This window comes from Reichenbachiella sp., from assembly GCF_039944555.1.
GTDB lineage: Bacteria > Bacteroidota > Bacteroidia > Cytophagales > Cyclobacteriaceae > Reichenbachiella.
Genome location: NZ_JBDUYN010000012.1, coordinates 430,943 through 447,638, shown reverse-complemented (window position 1 = coordinate 447,638; position 16,696 = coordinate 430,943). Strand labels below are relative to the sequence as shown.

General features: G+C 39.6%; 13 protein-coding genes. 9 read left to right on the top strand and 4 right to left on the bottom strand.

Annotated elements, in window-relative coordinates:
• Position 1: 1 nt before the first annotated feature.
• The 3 genes from ABJD64_RS19490 (at position 2) to ABJD64_RS19480 (ending at position 3,915) form a co-directional block, all read left to right on the top strand.
• Complete coding sequence (locus tag ABJD64_RS19490) at positions 2-2,332, top strand: polysaccharide biosynthesis tyrosine autokinase (RefSeq protein ID WP_348180575.1); 2,331 nt, start codon at positions 2-4, stop codon at positions 2,330-2,332.
• Positions 2,333-2,362: 30 nt separating this feature from the next.
• A complete protein-coding gene (locus tag ABJD64_RS19485) occupies positions 2,363-3,079 on the top strand; it encodes a CpsB/CapC family capsule biosynthesis tyrosine phosphatase (RefSeq protein WP_348180576.1) in 717 nt (238 codons plus the stop codon).
• 107 nt (positions 3,080-3,186) lie between these two features.
• Positions 3,187-3,915, top strand: coding sequence for an outer membrane beta-barrel protein (locus ABJD64_RS19480; RefSeq protein ID WP_348180577.1), 729 nt, complete (start codon positions 3,187-3,189; stop codon positions 3,913-3,915).
• On the opposite strand, the gene ABJD64_RS19475 is transcribed toward ABJD64_RS19480, so the two are convergent.
• Both ABJD64_RS19475 and rpoN read right to left on the bottom strand, forming a co-directional pair.
• Complete coding sequence (locus ABJD64_RS19475) at positions 3,912-4,346, bottom strand: phosphatase PAP2 family protein (RefSeq protein ID WP_348180578.1); 435 nt, start codon at positions 4,344-4,346, stop codon at positions 3,912-3,914. The genes ABJD64_RS19480 and ABJD64_RS19475 overlap by 4 nt on opposite strands.
• Positions 4,347-4,519: 173 nt before the next feature.
• Complete coding sequence (gene rpoN, locus ABJD64_RS19470) at positions 4,520-5,947, bottom strand: RNA polymerase factor sigma-54 (protein WP_348180579.1); 1,428 nt, start codon at positions 5,945-5,947, stop codon at positions 4,520-4,522.
• A 138-nt stretch (positions 5,948-6,085) separates the two neighbouring features.
• Between rpoN and ABJD64_RS19465 the strand changes: the two genes are divergently transcribed.
• From ABJD64_RS19465 to ABJD64_RS19450, 4 genes are all read left to right on the top strand, one after another.
• On the top strand, positions 6,086-6,817 hold the full coding sequence (locus ABJD64_RS19465) for a DUF547 domain-containing protein (protein WP_348180580.1): 732 nt from the start codon (positions 6,086-6,088) through the stop codon (positions 6,815-6,817).
• A gap of 57 nt (positions 6,818-6,874) precedes the next feature.
• Entirely contained in the window at positions 6,875-7,696 is an 822-nt protein-coding gene (locus ABJD64_RS19460) for a helix-turn-helix transcriptional regulator (RefSeq protein ID WP_348180581.1), read from the top strand.
• Between the two features lie 110 nt (positions 7,697-7,806).
• The gene (locus tag ABJD64_RS19455) at positions 7,807-8,529 is read left to right on the top strand and encodes a cysteine hydrolase (protein ID WP_348180582.1); all 723 of its coding nucleotides are present in this window, start codon (positions 7,807-7,809) and stop codon (positions 8,527-8,529) included.
• A 224-nt stretch (positions 8,530-8,753) separates the two neighbouring features.
• Positions 8,754-11,141, top strand: a complete 2,388-nt coding sequence (locus tag ABJD64_RS19450; protein ID WP_348180583.1) for an ABC transporter permease — start codon at positions 8,754-8,756, stop codon at positions 11,139-11,141.
• Between the two features lie 34 nt (positions 11,142-11,175).
• Here the strand turns inward: ABJD64_RS19450 and ABJD64_RS19445 are convergent, their stop codons facing one another.
• On the bottom strand, positions 11,176-12,078 hold the full coding sequence (locus ABJD64_RS19445; RefSeq protein WP_348180584.1) for an SDR family oxidoreductase: 903 nt from the start codon (positions 12,076-12,078) through the stop codon (positions 11,176-11,178).
• 126 nt (positions 12,079-12,204) lie between these two features.
• Here ABJD64_RS19445 and ABJD64_RS19440 point away from each other — a divergent pair, with 126 nt between their 5' ends.
• Positions 12,205-12,942, top strand: a complete 738-nt coding sequence (locus tag ABJD64_RS19440) for an ion transporter (protein WP_348180585.1) — start codon at positions 12,205-12,207, stop codon at positions 12,940-12,942.
• Between the two features lie 23 nt (positions 12,943-12,965).
• Positions 12,966-13,775, top strand: a complete 810-nt coding sequence (locus ABJD64_RS19435) for an arylamine N-acetyltransferase (RefSeq protein ID WP_348180586.1) — start codon at positions 12,966-12,968, stop codon at positions 13,773-13,775.
• On the opposite strand, the gene ABJD64_RS19430 is transcribed toward ABJD64_RS19435, so the two are convergent.
• Entirely contained in the window at positions 13,772-16,693 is a 2,922-nt protein-coding gene (locus ABJD64_RS19430) for an FAD-linked oxidase C-terminal domain-containing protein (RefSeq protein WP_348180587.1), read from the bottom strand. The two genes, ABJD64_RS19435 and ABJD64_RS19430, sit on opposite strands and share 4 nt — an antisense overlap.
• Positions 16,694-16,696: the final 3 nt, after the last annotated feature.

Here is a 16,696-nt window from a genome sequence, read left to right as displayed (position 1 = left end):
GTTGAATCCAAGAAACGTCCACATACCACAAGATTCTCCGCATCATCGCTTTGATGATTCAGATGATATATTAAATGACTTTGACTTCGAAAAATTAAGACAAGTATTTGTCTCAGGTTGGCCTTGGGTACTTGGCATTATACTAGCCACCATCAGCTCTGCATTTTTGTATATCAGGTATACCAAGCCTATATATAGTGCTCATTCCATATTGAAACTTGATATAAAAAATGAGGCAAACTTACTCGGACTTCAGAACCCTTTGGAGCAGGACATTAAGGGACTAGCCGGAGAAATTGAAATTCTCAGATCTCGCCTTTTCTTCAGCAAGGTTGTGGATGCGGTTGGGATGGATATCTCGTATTACCATCCGGGAAGAAGTCATTTGGTTGACGAACGATATGGTAATTCTCCTTTCAAAGTAGAATATGTCCTTAAGAACCCAAATTTGTTGGACAATAGATTCGACGTTGAAATACTCAACGATTCTGAGTTTTACTTATCCTGCCTGGCACTTGGCGGTAAGGTGGGTGATAAGCAGCAATTTGGAAGCACGATAGTAACCAACGATTTCACCTTCACCTTGGAAAAAACAAGTCATTTTGAAGATCAAAAAAGCCTGGTTGACTTTTACTTTATCCTCAACAGTAAAGCCTCACTTATTAACTATTTAGAATCTCATGTTACTGTTGAGCCAGTAAACTTTAATGCTAATACCATCAAGATTTCCCTGTCAGATTTTAACCAAATAAAAGCCAGAAACCTACTTGAAGCCATTGATACCATATATTTAGCTTTCACAAAAAATGCTAAAAATCAGGCTGTTGAGCAAAAAATCGATTTTCTCGAAACTCAAATGGCCAAAACCACCAAAGAATTGGTGGAATATGAAGAATATTTTGAAAAATTTACAATTCAAAATAGAACCACAGACCTTTCCGGAGATCTGACCAAAACCATTGCACTCCTCAATGAATTAGACTCCCAACGCTACAATATGCGAGATCACTTATCCGAGATTGACATGATTGGAGAAAACTTCAATAACGGCAAACCTGTAAGTGTTTTTAAAATACCTACCAGAATTGCAGAGCTTATAAATAATTATAATAAGCTAGTAAGTGATCGGAATCTCAAACTCAACTCTTATAATGAAAATACTCAGGTTATCAAGCAACTCGATCAACAAATCGAAATTGCAAAAAACTCGGCAACCTCAAGGCTAATTGCCTACAAAAATAATCTGATTCAAGACCTTGAAGAACTCAATAAGAAAAGAACAATACTTGAAGACAATTTCGTAGAGCTACCGTCTATGGGCACGTCCTACAACAAAAATAGAAGGCTGTATACACTCCAAGAAGAGTTTTACTTCTCTCTTATTCAAAGCAAAATAGAATTAGAAATCGCACGAGCTGGTACAGTTACAAATTTTGTCATCTTGTCTCCTGCTTCTGTTTCCAACATACCCATTCACCCTCGAAAAATATTGATTTATGGAATTGGGCTAGTAGCTGGACTGATGATCAGTGTCCTTTTTATGGCCATTCAATTTCTATTGCACGATAAAATCACAAGCCAAAAGGAGCTTGAAAAAATTATGCACGCCCCGATACTTGGCCTTATACCTCACTACAAACAGGAAAAGCTTTCCAATTCTAAGCTGATTGTCACAAACAACCCCAAATCATCTATTAGTGAATCGTTGAGGTCAATTCGTACCAACATGGAGTTCATTGCTGCAACGGGCAAAAATCAGCTCATCTCTGTCACTTCCACAGTGAGTGGTGAGGGCAAAACTTTTATTGCAGTTAATCTGGGTGCTGTCTTTGCCTATGCAGGCCAAAAAGTTGTAGTGGTGGATCTCGATATGAGAAAGCCAAAAGTTCATATTGCTTTTGAGTCTGAAAGGGTACAAAAAGGTATGAGCACCATATTGATTGGCAAAGAAAAAATAGAGGATTGCATCCAGGAATCAGAATTAGACAATTTGCACTTTATTTCCGCTGGACCGATGCCTCCTAACCCATCAGAGCTGCTTTTAAGTCCTAAGTTTGATGAATTCCTTGAAGTGTTGAGGAAGAAATATGATGTGGTCTTCCTTGATTCGCCACCGGTAGGATTAGTTACTGATGGAATATTGGTAATGAAAAAAGCTGATCTTCCTGTCTATGTAGTTCGTGCCGACTATTCCAAAAGATCATATCTCAAATCAGTACATAGCCTGATTTCAAACAATAAGTTCGAGCATTTGTCGGTGGTGTTGAATGGTGTGAAGACCGGAAAAGGGTCTTATGGGTATGGCTATGGGTATGGGTATTATGAGGATTGATGAAACTCTAAATATAATTTAACTTGAATCGTGTTTAATTGGCACAGACCGAAGACTAACTTCTTACAAACAGACCTGCATTCACATCTGATACCAGGGATAGATGATGGTGTGAACAGCTGGGAAGAAGCCATTGATATTCTCAGACAATTAAGTGAATTAGGCTATAAAAAAGTAGTTACTACTCCTCATATCATTCAATCCTACTACCCTAATACACCTAACCAAATTCGAGAAGGAGTAGTTAAACTTAATCAACTGATCAAAAATGAAAACCTCCCTATAACTATAGAAGGTGGAGCTGAGTATCTCGTGGATGAGCACTTCAGAAATAAACTTGGTCAAGATGAAGAATTACTGACATTTGGTGATAACTATATTTTGATTGAGACCCCGTTCATGAACAAACCCGCTTTTTTAGACGATGTTATCTTTTCTTTGCAATCCGATGGACTGAAACCTATTCTGGCACATCCCGAACGATATACCTATCTTCAAAATGATTTTGAGGAGGTAAAAAAACTCGTTGACAATGGTACACTGCTGCAAATTAATATCAGTTCGCTTATTGGATACTATTCGAAAGAAGCGAAAAGATTAGCCGGAGAGCTAATTAAATATAATCTAGTGAGCTTTTTGGGATCTGATATTCATAATCAAAAGCATCTCACACAGGTGCAAAAGAGTATTAATTCAAAACTATTTCAAAAGTGCAGGCAACTTGACCTACTCAATTCCTCATTATAAAGCAGATAGTGAAATAGCAAATTGAGATAATTGTACCTCACGGTTTTTAATTTGAAAATTAATCTATCTTTGCCAGTCAAAAAATTTGAATCCTGCTCGACGGAAATATGATGAAGAAAATTATTTTTGCCCTTTTTGCTAGCCTCCTGCTGAACACAGGTCTATTTGCACAAGCTCAACTAACGGAAGAAGTAAAGAAAAAAACACCTGAACTACCTGGTCAGATAATGGTCGATTTTGGATTCAATTCTGTTACTGACAATCCTTCCAATCTGCCTTATCACTGGTGGAGATCTAAATCACTCGGTGTGTATTTTATAAAGTCTTATGAGTTTTCAAAGAAGTTTGAGCTTCGGCCAGGTATCGGAATTAATTTTGAAAAATTTGGCCACTCTGACAACATGAAGGTATTTGCTTATGGTGAAGACGCCAGTGGAGCAGATACTTTAGGATTTGCAACAGTGCTTGGAGGAAGCCTAAAGAAAAACCAGTTGGCCGTGAATTATGTGGAGATTCCAGTAGAGGTTCGGTTTAACTTCAACGGCAATGAGAAAAAAGATGGTATTTTCATTGCAGTCGGCGGGTCGGCTGCCTTTCGATTGGAATCACACACAAAATTGAAATACACGGACGAATTTGGCAAAAAAATGAAAACCAAACAAAAGAATGATTTCGGTTTGAACAGAATAAGACTCGGTGCCCACGGCAAACTTGGTTACAGGAGTTTCAGCCTCTTCTACAAAACTTACTTCACCAATGTGTTTTCGGGAAGCGGTCCGATTGGTACTTCGGACATGCTGTACTCTACAATTGGTGTCTCTCTTACAGGTCTCTAAACAAACCAATACAGAGTAGCGAAGCAAATTCCAAGACCAGTCAGCATACCTACCAAAATTTCTTTTGGTGTATGGGCATTAAGCTGTAGACGTGCACTCATCACAAACCCTGCCGATATCAGCAAAATCAGTAGCGGATAAAGCGTCTGGCTCTCTGGGAATTTGATACCAAAAAAAAGAAAAAATCCAACTACTCCACTAATACTGGCAGCGTGAATACTGATTTTAAACCAAAGGGTAATAATGGTGAGTAAAATCACAAGAATACTTGTGGCTATCAAAAGTAAGGCTATGATGTCGTTTACCTGAATTTTGAATACAAAAAGGTATGTTGTCAAACCATAAAAGATAGAAACGAATGAAAAGGGCATGACCCGTTCTTCTCTATTTTCCAATCTGAAGCTAGAAATAGACCCTGAAAATTTCAACATGGATATGCTCAAGAGAGGTATTAAAAAAGTTGTAATAAACAAAAAAGGCAACGTAACTAAGGTCAAGGGCTTAATCAATTCTGGCAGAAGCCAATAGAGGATCAGAAAAGTCATTGACGGCATCAGCAGTGGATGAAAAACGTAAGAAATAACTGTATTTACCCTCTCTCTCACTACAATTCTTTTCTCAATCTGGCCACTGGTAAATTTAGCTGCTCGCGGTATTTAGCAACAGTTCTACGAGCTATATTGTAACCATCTGCCTTCAATAGTTTTTCCAATTTATCGTCAGATAGGGGCTTGGACTTGTCCTCTTCCTCGATATGTTTTTTTAGCTTTTGTTTTACCTCTCGACTACTTACGTCCTCTCCCGAATCTGTGGCAATTCCTTCTGAGAAAAAATACTTAAGGGGGTATATTCCGAATTCCGTTTGGATTGATTTACTGTTTGCAACTCTTGAAACTGTGGATATATCCATGCTAATCAGTTCTGCTATGTCTTTTAAAATCATCGGGCGAAGTTTACTTTCGTCCCCTTCCAAAAAGAAATCATACTGATACTTGATGATGGCATTCATAGTGTTAAGCAGGGTATTCTGTCGTTGTCGAATGGCATCAATAAACCATTTAGCAGAATCTAATTTTTGCTTTACAAAAGATACGGTCTCTTTGAGCTTCTTATCCTTTTTATCACTTTTATGATAGCTCTGAAACATGTCTGCATAAGACCTGCTTATTTTCAATTCAGGAGCATTTCTTGAGTTCAGAGTCAGCTCCAATTTGCCATCGTTGTTGGTAAGAATAAAATCAGGCATCAAATACTGAGTCTTTACCAATCCATCCGTAATCCCTCCTGGCTTTGGATTGAGTTTGGTGATTAGATGGACCGCACATTTAAGCTGCTCATCTGTGATATTAAGTCTCTTCAGTATTTTATCATAATGTTTCTTCGTGAACTCATCAAAACAGCTGGAAACAATTTTGTGCGCAAGTTCATTTTCCTCTGAGTGGTCTTCACGTTTTTCTAATTGAATGAGCAAACATTCTTTTAGATTTCTTGCTGCAATTCCAGGAGGATCAAAGGTTTGTATTTTATATAAAATCTCTTCAAGTTCGTCTTCCGTAGATTCAATATTCTGAGAAAAGGCCAAATCATTCATGATGGCTTCCAGGTTCCTGCGAATATATCCATCAGCTTCTATGCTACCAATAAGCTGTAATCCTATTACTGTTTGCCGCTCGTCCAACTTCTCAAATCCCAATTGCACAATTAGTTGCTCGTGTAAGGATGACCCTGATGAGATGGGCATTTCTCTCTCTTCTTCCTGCCCATTGCCGTCACCTTGCATTTTATACCCAGCGTAATCATCCTCATTCAGATAATCCTCAATGTCCAATTCGTCATTGGCTTCTTCCGTCGCCTCCTCCGCCTGCTCCTCTGCGGCTTCTTCCTTCCCTTCTTCTAATGCAGGGTTTACTTCCAGCTCCTCTTTGATCCGAGCTTCTAGTTCGGCCGTTGGCACCTGCAGCAGCTTGATAAACTGAATCTGCTGAGGAGAGAGCTTCTGACCTAGGGTCTGGATTAAACTTAGATTTTGCATCGACTATTGATTTGCACTAGATGTTTAAATTCAAATTTATTCTTTTTAGCAAAAAGAAACGCTTTCTTATTATTAATTTGATTAGCGGAATTTTATCAATCCGTTGTTTGTTGAGTTCATAATATAAATTCTATGCTGATGAAATATCTATTCTTTCTTTTTCTTTTGGCCATATCGGCTCTTACTAAAGCTCAACCGTCTCACAAGGATTTTGATCTCTTGCTAAAAAAACACGTGGATGACAAAGGCGGTGTTAATTACAAAGCCTTCAAAAACGATACCGACATACTAAACGACTATTTAGTTGAAATGATGCTCGAACCACCAAGTCGTGACTGGAACGACGATGAAAAACTCGCATATTGGATCAACGTGTATAATGCACTCACTATTCAGCTCGTTTTGAAGTATTATCCGATCAAAAGCATCAAGGACATTGGATCATCCATTCAAATTCCATTTGTGAATACACCATGGGATGTAAAATGCTTTGAAGTAAAAGATGGAGAAGAGCTTTCGCTAAACAACATAGAACATGGAATAATCAGAAAGGATTTTGAAGAGCCGCGAATACATTTTGCTTTGGTGTGTGCGGCAGTTTCGTGTCCTAAACTTCTGAATGAAGCCTACGACCCAGCCAGATTGAATGCACAGCTTACGACTCAAACGAAAGGCTTTTTGGCAAACACCAGTAAAAACAAGATAAGCATTGATCGATTAGAACTCTCCAAACTATTTAGCTGGTATGGTGGTGATTTTAGAAAGAATGGAACTCTCGTGGACTTTCTAAATCCTTACACTTCGGTGAAAATTGACTCTAAAGCCAAAACTTCCTTTTTGGATTATGATTGGAACCTAAATGAGCAATAATTGGTCATTTAATATGAACAGATCAAATACCTAATTCATTGTTGTGGATAAGAATAGATGGAATTCACCGGAAACACTAAAGAATACCTTAACCTCGCAACAGTTGAGAAAGAGAATTGCGAAATACTAACAGAATCGGTAGAAAGTAGCCTGTCCATATTATGGTTTGAATCTAATCATAACGAATTAGTGATCGACGGTCAGAAACGTAGTTTTTCAAGAAATCAGATTGTATTCCTTACCGAATTTCATCAGATTAAAATCAATCAGATTGGGCGCGTAAGATTTCTGAGGTTTAATAGACCTTTTTACTGCGTCCTGGATCATGATGCAGAGGTGGGGTGTAAAGGGATTTTATTTTTTGGCGCTTCGCAATTACCGATAATCGAAATACCTGAAGAAGAGGAAGAAAAACTGGAAATCTTGTGGAAGATGTTTACCATCGAAATGCAATCCAACGACCATCTGCAAATCGATATGCTCCAGATGATGCTCAAAAGATATCTCATTTTATGCACCAGGTTATATAAGCTTCAAGCACCATTCCCACAAATCAACGCAGATTCAGATGTTGTTCGTGAGTTTAATTTTTTGGTGGAAAGTCACTTTAAGACCAAGCATACAGTAACTGAATATGCAGAACTGATGAACAAATCCTCCAAGACAATTTCTAATATTTTCTCAAAGATCGGGTCTAAGACCCCGCTAAGGTTGATTCAGGAAAGAAAGATGCTCGAAGCTCGGCGGCTACTTTGCTACTCAGATAGGCAAATTCAGGAAATAGCTTATGAGATGGGCTATGAGGATATTCAAACATTTAGTAGGTTTTTCAAGAAACAGGAAGGTGTTTCGCCATCAGAGTTCAAAGAAAATTGTTGATCTGGGAAGAATTGTCAACTACTCGGGAATTGTTGTCTAACATAACCCTTGACACATCCCCAATCTTTGCCTTATCAAATTAATTAATACACTATTTAAATCTTAATGAAATGAAAAGGTTAATACTATTAACAACAATTTTAGTATCAGGTTGGTCAAGGGTATTGGCACAACTACCTGATCCGGGATTCACTGTAGACGCTACTACAGCCATCGTGATTACAGATCCACAGAATGACTTTCTAAGCCCAGATGGCGTGACCTGGGGTGTGGTAGGAGAAAGTGTAACGGCTAATAACACAGTGGATAATATTGAAACGCTGTTCAAAATTGCCAAGGAGAAAAACATGACCGTATTTGTTTCTCCTCACTATTATTATAAACATGACCACACCTGGCAATTTGAAGGTGCTTTAGAAGCACTTATGCATAAAATCAACATGTTTGAAAGAACCGGAGCACTAACTACAGAAGGATTCGAAGGTTCGGGTGCAGACTGGCTCGACCAGTACAAAAAGTACTTAGAAGGTGATAATGTCATTGTAAGCAGTCCGCACAAAGTATACGGACCAGAGTCGAACGATTTAGCGTTGCAGCTGAGAAAACATGGTTTTAATAAAGTAATATTAGCTGGCATGTCTGCCAATCTCTGTACAGAATCTCATATGAGGGATCTTGTTGAGAGCGGGTTCGAAGTGGCTGTGGTAAAAGATGCAACTGCAGCCGCCATAGTCCCAGGATACAACGGCTATGAAGCTGCTTTGACGAATTTTAGATTTATTGCGAGCCACGTTTTTACTACAGAAGAAGTAGTAAAAGAGATAAACAAGTAATCAACCCTATTCTAACATGATAAAAAATGCATGCCTCCGGCATGCATTTTTTATATAATCTTTACCTCAGTGCAGTGGATAAGATTTAATAATTACAACAATGTGCCGGTAAATCTAAATGATCTACCAGCAATCAGGCATTCACCACCCATCAAATAATCATTGATCTGAAGCAAAACTTTTTCTAGCTTGAATACATCTCAAACTAGAAAAACTCAACTACCATGGTCAGAAATTATTTTAAACTCGCAATAAGAAATCTATTCAAAAGTAAGTCTACTGCTTTCATCAATATCGGTGGGCTTTCGATCGGCTTCCTTTGTGCCCTTCTCATTTTTACATATATCAAAAAAGAACTGTCATTCGATAGGTTCCACACCAATATTAACAACATCTATCGAGTACTGACTATTGACGAAGCTTTAGGTGTGACGAGCAACTTGGTGGGTATTACGCTCCCTGCTTTAAGTGAGACCATGAAGGACCAGCTGACGTCTGTCGAAAACAGTGTGCGTATTAGCACTAATGGTCGAACTCTAGTGGAATACAATAAAATACCACTTTACGCTGAAAACCTTCTTTATGTAGAACCTAGTTTGTTCAAAGTTTTCGATTACGAATTGGTGGCCGGACACCGGCATACTGCACTTCAAGCGCCCAATACAGCTGTGCTTACTGAAACTATGGCGAAGAAGATTTTTTCAAAAAGCGATCCCATTGGGAAAACTATTCGAATCAACAATTCGGACGACCTCGAAGTGGTTGGAGTCATGAAAGACCCGCCACTATTTACTTCCATGGAATTTGATGTAATGGTGTCGATGGTGCCTGCCGAGAGCGACAGCAATACTGTAAACTACCTCAATAGTTGGAATAGCATTTCTATGGTTTCATATGTCTCGCTCAACCCTAGTGCAGATATAAACGAAGTAAAGTCCAAAATGGAAGATATTATTCGTCAGAACAATGTGGGGGACAATTTCAAAGTCACACTCCAACCGCTCAAGGAAGCACATTTGAGCTCCTCAGGGATTTTGTTTGATGTGTTCAATGCCAATAAAGGAGATGTCAATTACCTATACACATTGGCTATTGTAGGATTATTTGTTGTACTAATAGCAGCTTTCAATTTTATGAACTTGTCTACCGCTCGCTCTGCCAACAGGGCTAAAGAAGTAGGGATGCGTAAAGTAATGGGAGCCAATAAGCAACAACTGGCCGTTCAGTTTTTGTCGGAATCGATCGTGATATGTCTTTTTTCCTTCATTTTATCCCTTCTAGGGCTATTTTTAATGAACTCGTTTTTAAACTTTGGGATTAATCAAAACCTACTCGTGTATCTTACCGCAGACCTTGCAACTATAGTTTGGATGGTAGTGATAGTGCTCGGATTGGGAATTCTCGCTGGACTTTACCCGGCTTTTCTGTTATCTGGTTTTTCAATTCTTAAAGTTCTTAAAGGAAATTTCAAAACCGGAACTTCAGGTGTTTGGCTCAGAAAAGTCTTAGTGGTAATCCAGTTTACGGCGTCCATTGCCATGATTATTGGCACGATCACCGTTTACTATCAGCTGGATTATTTGAAGTCTTCCGACAAAGGATTCGATGATGAACAGATTCTTTCCATCAACTTAGGAGATCAAAGCCTTAGAGAAAGTGGAGAGCGGCTACGAAACCGATTAGGTCAAAATCCCAACATTGAAAAAATGGGTCTTTCGGGATCTATGCCTGGCCGAGGAGTAGGAAGAAGAGGCATGCTACCCGAAGGCGCTGATCAAGATGATGTATGGATAGTGAGTAGCATGGGCATAAATGACGAATACTTTGACCTGATGGGAATGGAAATAGTTAAGGGTAGAAATTATTCACGTGAGGTCAAGTCTGACTCAGCTTCAGCAATAGTAATGAATGAGGCAGCCTCAAAAGCCATAGGTTGGGATGACCCTATTGGTAAGAAAATCAGCCAAGGTCCAAATGAAAAAACAGTCATAGGCATCGTCAAAAATTTTCATTTTGCCAATATGAGACACCATATAGAACCCATGATTTTGCCTTATCAGCCTTCCTCATTAGGTAATGGAGTACTTTCTTTAAAAATTCGTCAGGAAAATCTAAAAGTGACACTTCAGGAAGTTGAGCAGGTATGGAGCGAAATCAACCCTAACCATCCCTTTGAATATTCCTTCTTCAATGAAGAGTTTGGGCGTCAATATGAAAATGATGAGAACTTCGCATCGCTCATTGTAAGTTTTACCTGGTTGGCCGTGTTTATTGCGTGTTTAGGACTGATTGGCTTGTCCATGTTCACTGCTGAGCAACGTATAAAAGAAATCGGTATTAGAAAGGTACTTGGTGCAAATATAAAAACCATCATTATGCTCCTGTCTACTGAGTTCACCAAGCCTGTACTGGCGGCTTGTTTAATCGCAATTCCGGTCGCTTACTACTTCCTGGATGAATGGTTGTCAGGATTTGCCTATCACGTAGAAATGCCCTGGGTTGCTTTTGTTTCAGCCTCTGTTCTAGCTTTGGTCATATCTCAATTGACTGTGAGTTTTCATGCCATTAAAGCTGCCACCTCTAACCCCGTGAATGCCTTGCGGAATGAATAACCTAATATCAGTGATGCTAAAATTTAGGTTGAGATTACTGGCTCTTGACCTGCGCATCAAGAATTCGTATACCTTCCTCAAAGGTATGAGGTTGATAGTTTAATACTTTTTTCGCTTTGTCCAGGATGAAGCCTGTTTTAGCCGGGCGCTTAGCGAGCTGGGAAAAGGTACTAGCATCCACTTTCGTAATTAATGATGCATCAAGATCGAAGTATGAAGCCGTTTTCATAGCCATATCATATGGAGTGAGCATCTCCTCTCCAGAGATGTTGAAAATTCCAGTTGCTCTATTTTTAGCTGCTAAATAACAACCCATAGCCAAATCTTCAGCCAGCGTGGGCGTTCGCCATTGGTCATCAACAATATTTAATGGCTTGCCATTCTCCAGATTTTCTTTTACCCAAAGTATAATATTTGAACGACTCATCCCAGGTGTGATACCATACACCAATACGGTCCGCAAAATTGCCCAGTGGCAGCTGGCAGCTTTCACCAATTGTTCAGCATCCAGTTTACTTTGACCATAAAAACTAATCGGGTTTGCTTTGTCATCCTCACTATACGGTCCTGCCTCACCGTCAAAAATAAAATCTGTGGAGAGATGAATAAGAAATGACTGTTGTACTTCACAAGCCTCTACCAGATTCTTCACGGCAGTTACATTCAGTAATCTGCATTCCTCTTGCTCTTTTTCACACTGATCTACATTGGTCATAGCCGCAGTATGAATCACCACATCAGGCGAATATTTCGCCATAACCTTATTGACCTCATCCTCTTCAGTAATGTCCATCTCACAATATTCGAATGGCATGGACAAATAGTTAATTCGATTTGCACCTCGACTCGTAGCCACAACTTCAACACCTTGGTCGAGCAGTAGTTTGACCAATTTTTGACCTAAAAGGCCATTTGACCCTGTAATTAATATTGTCATTTTGTTAAGTGTTAAAAATTTGTTGCTTTGATGTGAAGATGCAAACATAGAAAAAATAAATATTTTTTATCTTCGCCAGAGTATTCACAGAACGCATCATCATTTTTTGAAAAATTGTCAGATCTAATGGAAACCGAAGAAAACCAGAAATCATCAGCGTTTCAAACGCTCCTTCTCATTCTATCGATCTATGTGGTAATAGAGCTATACGTGGGTACTATTTTGACCTACCCGGACGATCTTAAGGAAATTCTAAGCTGGATAGATTTTGGCATCTGTATGCTCTTCTTATACGATTTTTTCAATGGGTTTTTTCGTGCAGATGACAAATGGAAATATTTCAAGGGAAACTGGATTGACCTGATCTCATCCATCCCGACCATCGAGGCACTACGCATGGGTCGGATAGTACGAGTTATCCGAATACTAAGAGTGCTGCGTTCTGCCAAATACATTTTTAATGCCTTTAGCAGAAAGAATTCTTTTAACACTTTTAGAAACCTAATGCTCATCAGCGGCATGATCATTTTGTTTTTTACGCTCAGTTTTTATCATCTCGAAAAAAACGCCAATCCTCACATAACTTCTATGTCAGATAGTTTATGGTGGACAACTGTAACAACAATTACCGTCGGGTTTCTGCAAGATATACCGCCGGTGACTGTAGAGGGAAAATTCTTAAGTGTTGCGTTGATCTTATTAGGTATGATTATGTTTTCTACTCTGACAGGTACGATTACTGATTATTTCATTGAGGATGAAGATATTCAGGCCAACATAGAAGAATTGAAAGGGAAAGTGGAATCTCTCGAAAGTAAAATTGACTTGATGGCTGAGAAAATCGATCAGCTAAATAAGTCGTAGCACCGTAAATCTGTATTTCGAATATGGCAGAATTTGATCTTTTTACAAATCAACCGAAACTGCCTAATATAGATTTAGATAGATATCTCTTGCGTCTTAAATGTCAAAGAGAACGAGTACCTTCTCTTAGGTACCTGAAATTGTTACACAGGTCACATTTGTTTCAAATTCCATTCGAAAATTTGGATATCCACATGGGAAATGAGATTATTCTGGATGTTCAAAAAATCTACAAAAAAATTGTCCTTCAAAAGAGAGGCGGGTTTTGCTACGAGCTAAACGGCCTGTTCTTCCATTTACTCTCTCAGCTTGGTTTTCATTGCCACTTGATTTCTGCACGAACTCATGAAAATGACCAATTGGGACCCGAATTTGATCACGCAGCCATATTGGTATATCTGGATGATCAGACCTACTTGGTAGACGTTGGATTTGGTGATCTATTTCTTGAACCCAAACTCATTCAGCCCGGCAAAGTTCAAATGGATTACAACAAGTATTTCCGATTGGACAAAAACATGGACGGAAAATATACGGTACTGGCTTCAGGAGACTCATTTGAGTACGTCGTCAAATATGTATTCACAAAAAAGGAGCGACAGTTTATCGAGTTTATAGATATGTGTCGCTATCATCAAGTGGATGAAAGGTCCCCATTTACAAAAAAGAAAATGATCACGAGAGCCACACCTCGTGGCAGAATTACTTTAACAGACACTAAGCTTGCAGCTACCATTTCTGGCAAAAAAGAGGAGATGACCATCTTAAATCATGACGAGTTTCGGGTGAAACTTTATCAGCACTTCGGCATCCGTTATGTACGAAATCACTAGACCAGGGCATCCCAAAGCACCTCTACCGGATGTTTGGCTATCTTTCCTGTCCCATCTTTGATTTGATGCCTACAACTCGTACCCGGAGCTGAAATAATCGTATCTGGCCTTGATTTTCTAACCTCGGGAAACAAAACTAGCTCTCCTACTTTCATGGATACTTCATAATGATTTTTTTCATAACCAAATGAACCGGCCATCCCACAGCAACCAGACTGAATAACTTCGACTTTGAAATTTTCTGGAATAGACAAGGCATCTTTCAGCGTATGCATCGACGACAAAGCCTTTTGATGGCAATGGCCATGCACTTTCACGTCCTGATGCTCGCGAGAGAATTTTTCCTTTTTGATATTTCCTCTTCTAAATTCTCGAGCTAAAAACTCTTCAATCGTCAGGGAGGCATCTACCAAAGACTTTGCCTTCTCTCTCCATTTATCATTTACCAAGTCCGGATACTCATCTCTTATGGTTAAAATAGTGGAGGGTTCCACACCCACGAGTGGTATTTCGTTGGAAACTAATTCAGCCAAAAGTTCGACGTTCTTGTCAGCTATGCTTTTGGCCTTTTTCACCATACCCTTTGAAATCAAAGCGCGCCCAGATTCTTCATGTTCAGGAATTATCACACAGTATCCCAATTTGTCCAGGAGTTTTATAGCGGTAATGCCAATCTCAGCATCCAAATAATTCGTGAATTCGTCACAGAGTATAAATACCTTTCTATCGGAATGTTGACTATACAGCCTTTTCTTCTCTTTTTTGAACCAGTCGTTCATGGTCTGCTTGCCCATCAGCGGCATTGATCGGTCTTGGTGTACACCCATAATCGCCTTGCCAATGGATCCGGTAAGTCTATTGCCAAACACAAAATTGTAAAGTGCCGGAATCTTAGAGGCCAATTTCATGTTGGTTGCATACTCACCCATCATCCTCGTCTGTAGGGGGATACCATTCTCGTCATAGTAGTTTTGCTGAAACTCTGCCTTCAGACGAGCCATGTCTACATTGGAAGGACATTCGGATTTACATCCCTTACACGACAAGCATAGGTCCAGTACTTCCTTTATCTCCTCACTGTCAAACTTGTTGACCTTATCGGAATGTGTCAGAATTTCGCGAAGGATATTCGCGCGAGCACGAGTAGTATCCTTTTCATTTTGTGTTGCCATGTAGCTTGGGCACATCGTACCGCCGCTTTCGGCAGACTTCCGGCAATCTCCAGAACCGTTGCATAGCTCTGCCGAGCGAAGTACACCCCTACTTTTGTCCCAATTGAAATATGTCTTGATCTCATCATCCTTCTGATCGACAGTGTATCTCAAATTGGTATCCATAGGTGGAGTCTCCGTAATTTTTCCAGGATTGAAGATTCCCTTTGGATCCCAGGTCTTTTTTATTTGCTTGAGTAATTCAAAGTTTTTCTCGCCGATTTGTTCTTGGATAAATTCGCCTCTTAACCGACCATCACCATGTTCGCCGCTGAGTGAACCTCTATATTTTTTTACAAGTCTGGATATTTCCTCAGCAACGACTCTGAACATCTTATGACCCTCCTCAGTCTTTAGGTTCAGTATAGGCCTGAGGTGCAATTCACCAGACCCGGCATGCGCATAGTGCACACAACTCATATCGTATTTCTTCAATGTTTCATTGAATTCTCTAATATACTCCGGCAAATCATTTACATCAACTGCAGTATCTTCAATTACGGGCTGAGCTTTGGCATCACCAGGAATATTGGCCAGTAGGCCTAATCCCGCTTTGCGCAAATTCCAGATTTTACCTACATCTCCGTCTTTGAGCACCGGATAGTGATAACCCAGTTTTTCTTTTTTTAGACCTGAGATAAGATCCAAACAAAGGCTGTCAAGATTTTGCTCATTTTCAGCAGCCAATTCAACTACAAGAATGGCCCCCGGATCACCTTCAATGAAGAAACGGTTTTTCTGTTGCTCTATATTTTCTTTCGTACACTCAAGAATATAATGGTCTATTAATTCACAGGCATGAGGCCCATATTTTAGGGCAATCAGATTGGCTAGTAGGGATTCATTCACGTCCTTGCAATGGATACACACTAAGGCCTTGTTTTTAGGAGGAATCGGAATGGTTTCGATTTTGATCTCTGTAATGAACATCAGTGTTCCTTCAGAGCCTGCTATTAGTTTACAAAAATTAAATTTCTCCCCTTCAAGATTAAAAGGCTGGTTGATCGCCAAAAGATCGATGGCATATCCTGTGTTTCTTCTTGGTATTGAGGGTTTCGGAAATTCCTTTTCTATTTCAACCCGATGCTCTTCGGTTGAAAGCATTTGTTGGGCATTTCTATATACCTCTCCCTCAAGTGTCTCCAATTGAAGTTTTTGCTCGAATTCATCTGCTGTAAGACTGGAAAAAGTTACTTCGCTACCATCTGCTAAAAATCCTGTGACTTCTAAAAGGTGGTCTCGTGTACTTCCGTATACAACTGAATTAGAGCCACATGAATTATTACCTACCATTCCCCCTATCATAGCTCGATTAGCAGTAGAGGTTTCAGGTCCAAAATATAGTCCGTAAGGCTTCAAGTGTCTATTGAGATCATCTCGAATCACACCGGGTTGTACATTCACCCAGTTATCTTTTTCATTAACTTCTAAAACATTTTTAAAGTGCTTTGAGACATCCACTACGATTCCGCCGCCCACCACTTGTCCGGCTAGCGAGGTGCCTGCGGTTCTTGGAATCAACGATGTGTTGTTGGTACTTGCAAATGTGATTAAGGCACGTAAGTCATTCTTGGACTTTGGGATCGCGACAGCCAAAGGCATCTCTCGGTAAGCGGACGCATCAGTTGCGTATAGCTTACGCAGCATGTCATCCCAATATAATTCTCCCTCGAGCTCTGTCTTCAATCCTTTTAGTGCACTTTCCATGAC

Bases quoted from the DNA above. Each gene is read 5' to 3' on its own strand.
- ABJD64_RS19465 (WP_348180580.1), top strand. From the start codon at position 6,086: ATGAAATATCTATTCTTTCTTTTTCTTTTGGCCATATCGGCTCTTACT.
- ABJD64_RS19445 (WP_348180584.1), bottom strand. From the start codon at position 12,078: ATGACAATATTAATTACAGGGTCAAATGGCCTTTTAGGTCAAAAATTG.
- ABJD64_RS19460 (WP_348180581.1), top strand. From the start codon at position 6,875: ATGGAATTCACCGGAAACACTAAAGAATACCTTAACCTCGCAACAGTT.
- ABJD64_RS19440 (WP_348180585.1), top strand. From the start codon at position 12,205: ATGGAAACCGAAGAAAACCAGAAATCATCAGCGTTTCAAACGCTCCTT.
- ABJD64_RS19450 (WP_348180583.1), top strand. From the start codon at position 8,754: ATGGTCAGAAATTATTTTAAACTCGCAATAAGAAATCTATTCAAAAGT.
- ABJD64_RS19455 (WP_348180582.1), top strand. From the start codon at position 7,807: ATGAAAAGGTTAATACTATTAACAACAATTTTAGTATCAGGTTGGTCA.
- ABJD64_RS19480 (WP_348180577.1), top strand. From the start codon at position 3,187: ATGATGAAGAAAATTATTTTTGCCCTTTTTGCTAGCCTCCTGCTGAAC.
- ABJD64_RS19435 (WP_348180586.1), top strand. From the start codon at position 12,966: ATGGCAGAATTTGATCTTTTTACAAATCAACCGAAACTGCCTAATATA.
- ABJD64_RS19430 (WP_348180587.1), bottom strand. From the start codon at position 16,693: ATGGAAAGTGCACTAAAAGGATTGAAGACAGAGCTCGAGGGAGAATTA.
- rpoN (WP_348180579.1), bottom strand. From the start codon at position 5,947: ATGCAAAATCTAAGTTTAATCCAGACCCTAGGTCAGAAGCTCTCTCCT.
- ABJD64_RS19475 (WP_348180578.1), bottom strand. From the start codon at position 4,346: ATGTTGAAATTTTCAGGGTCTATTTCTAGCTTCAGATTGGAAAATAGA.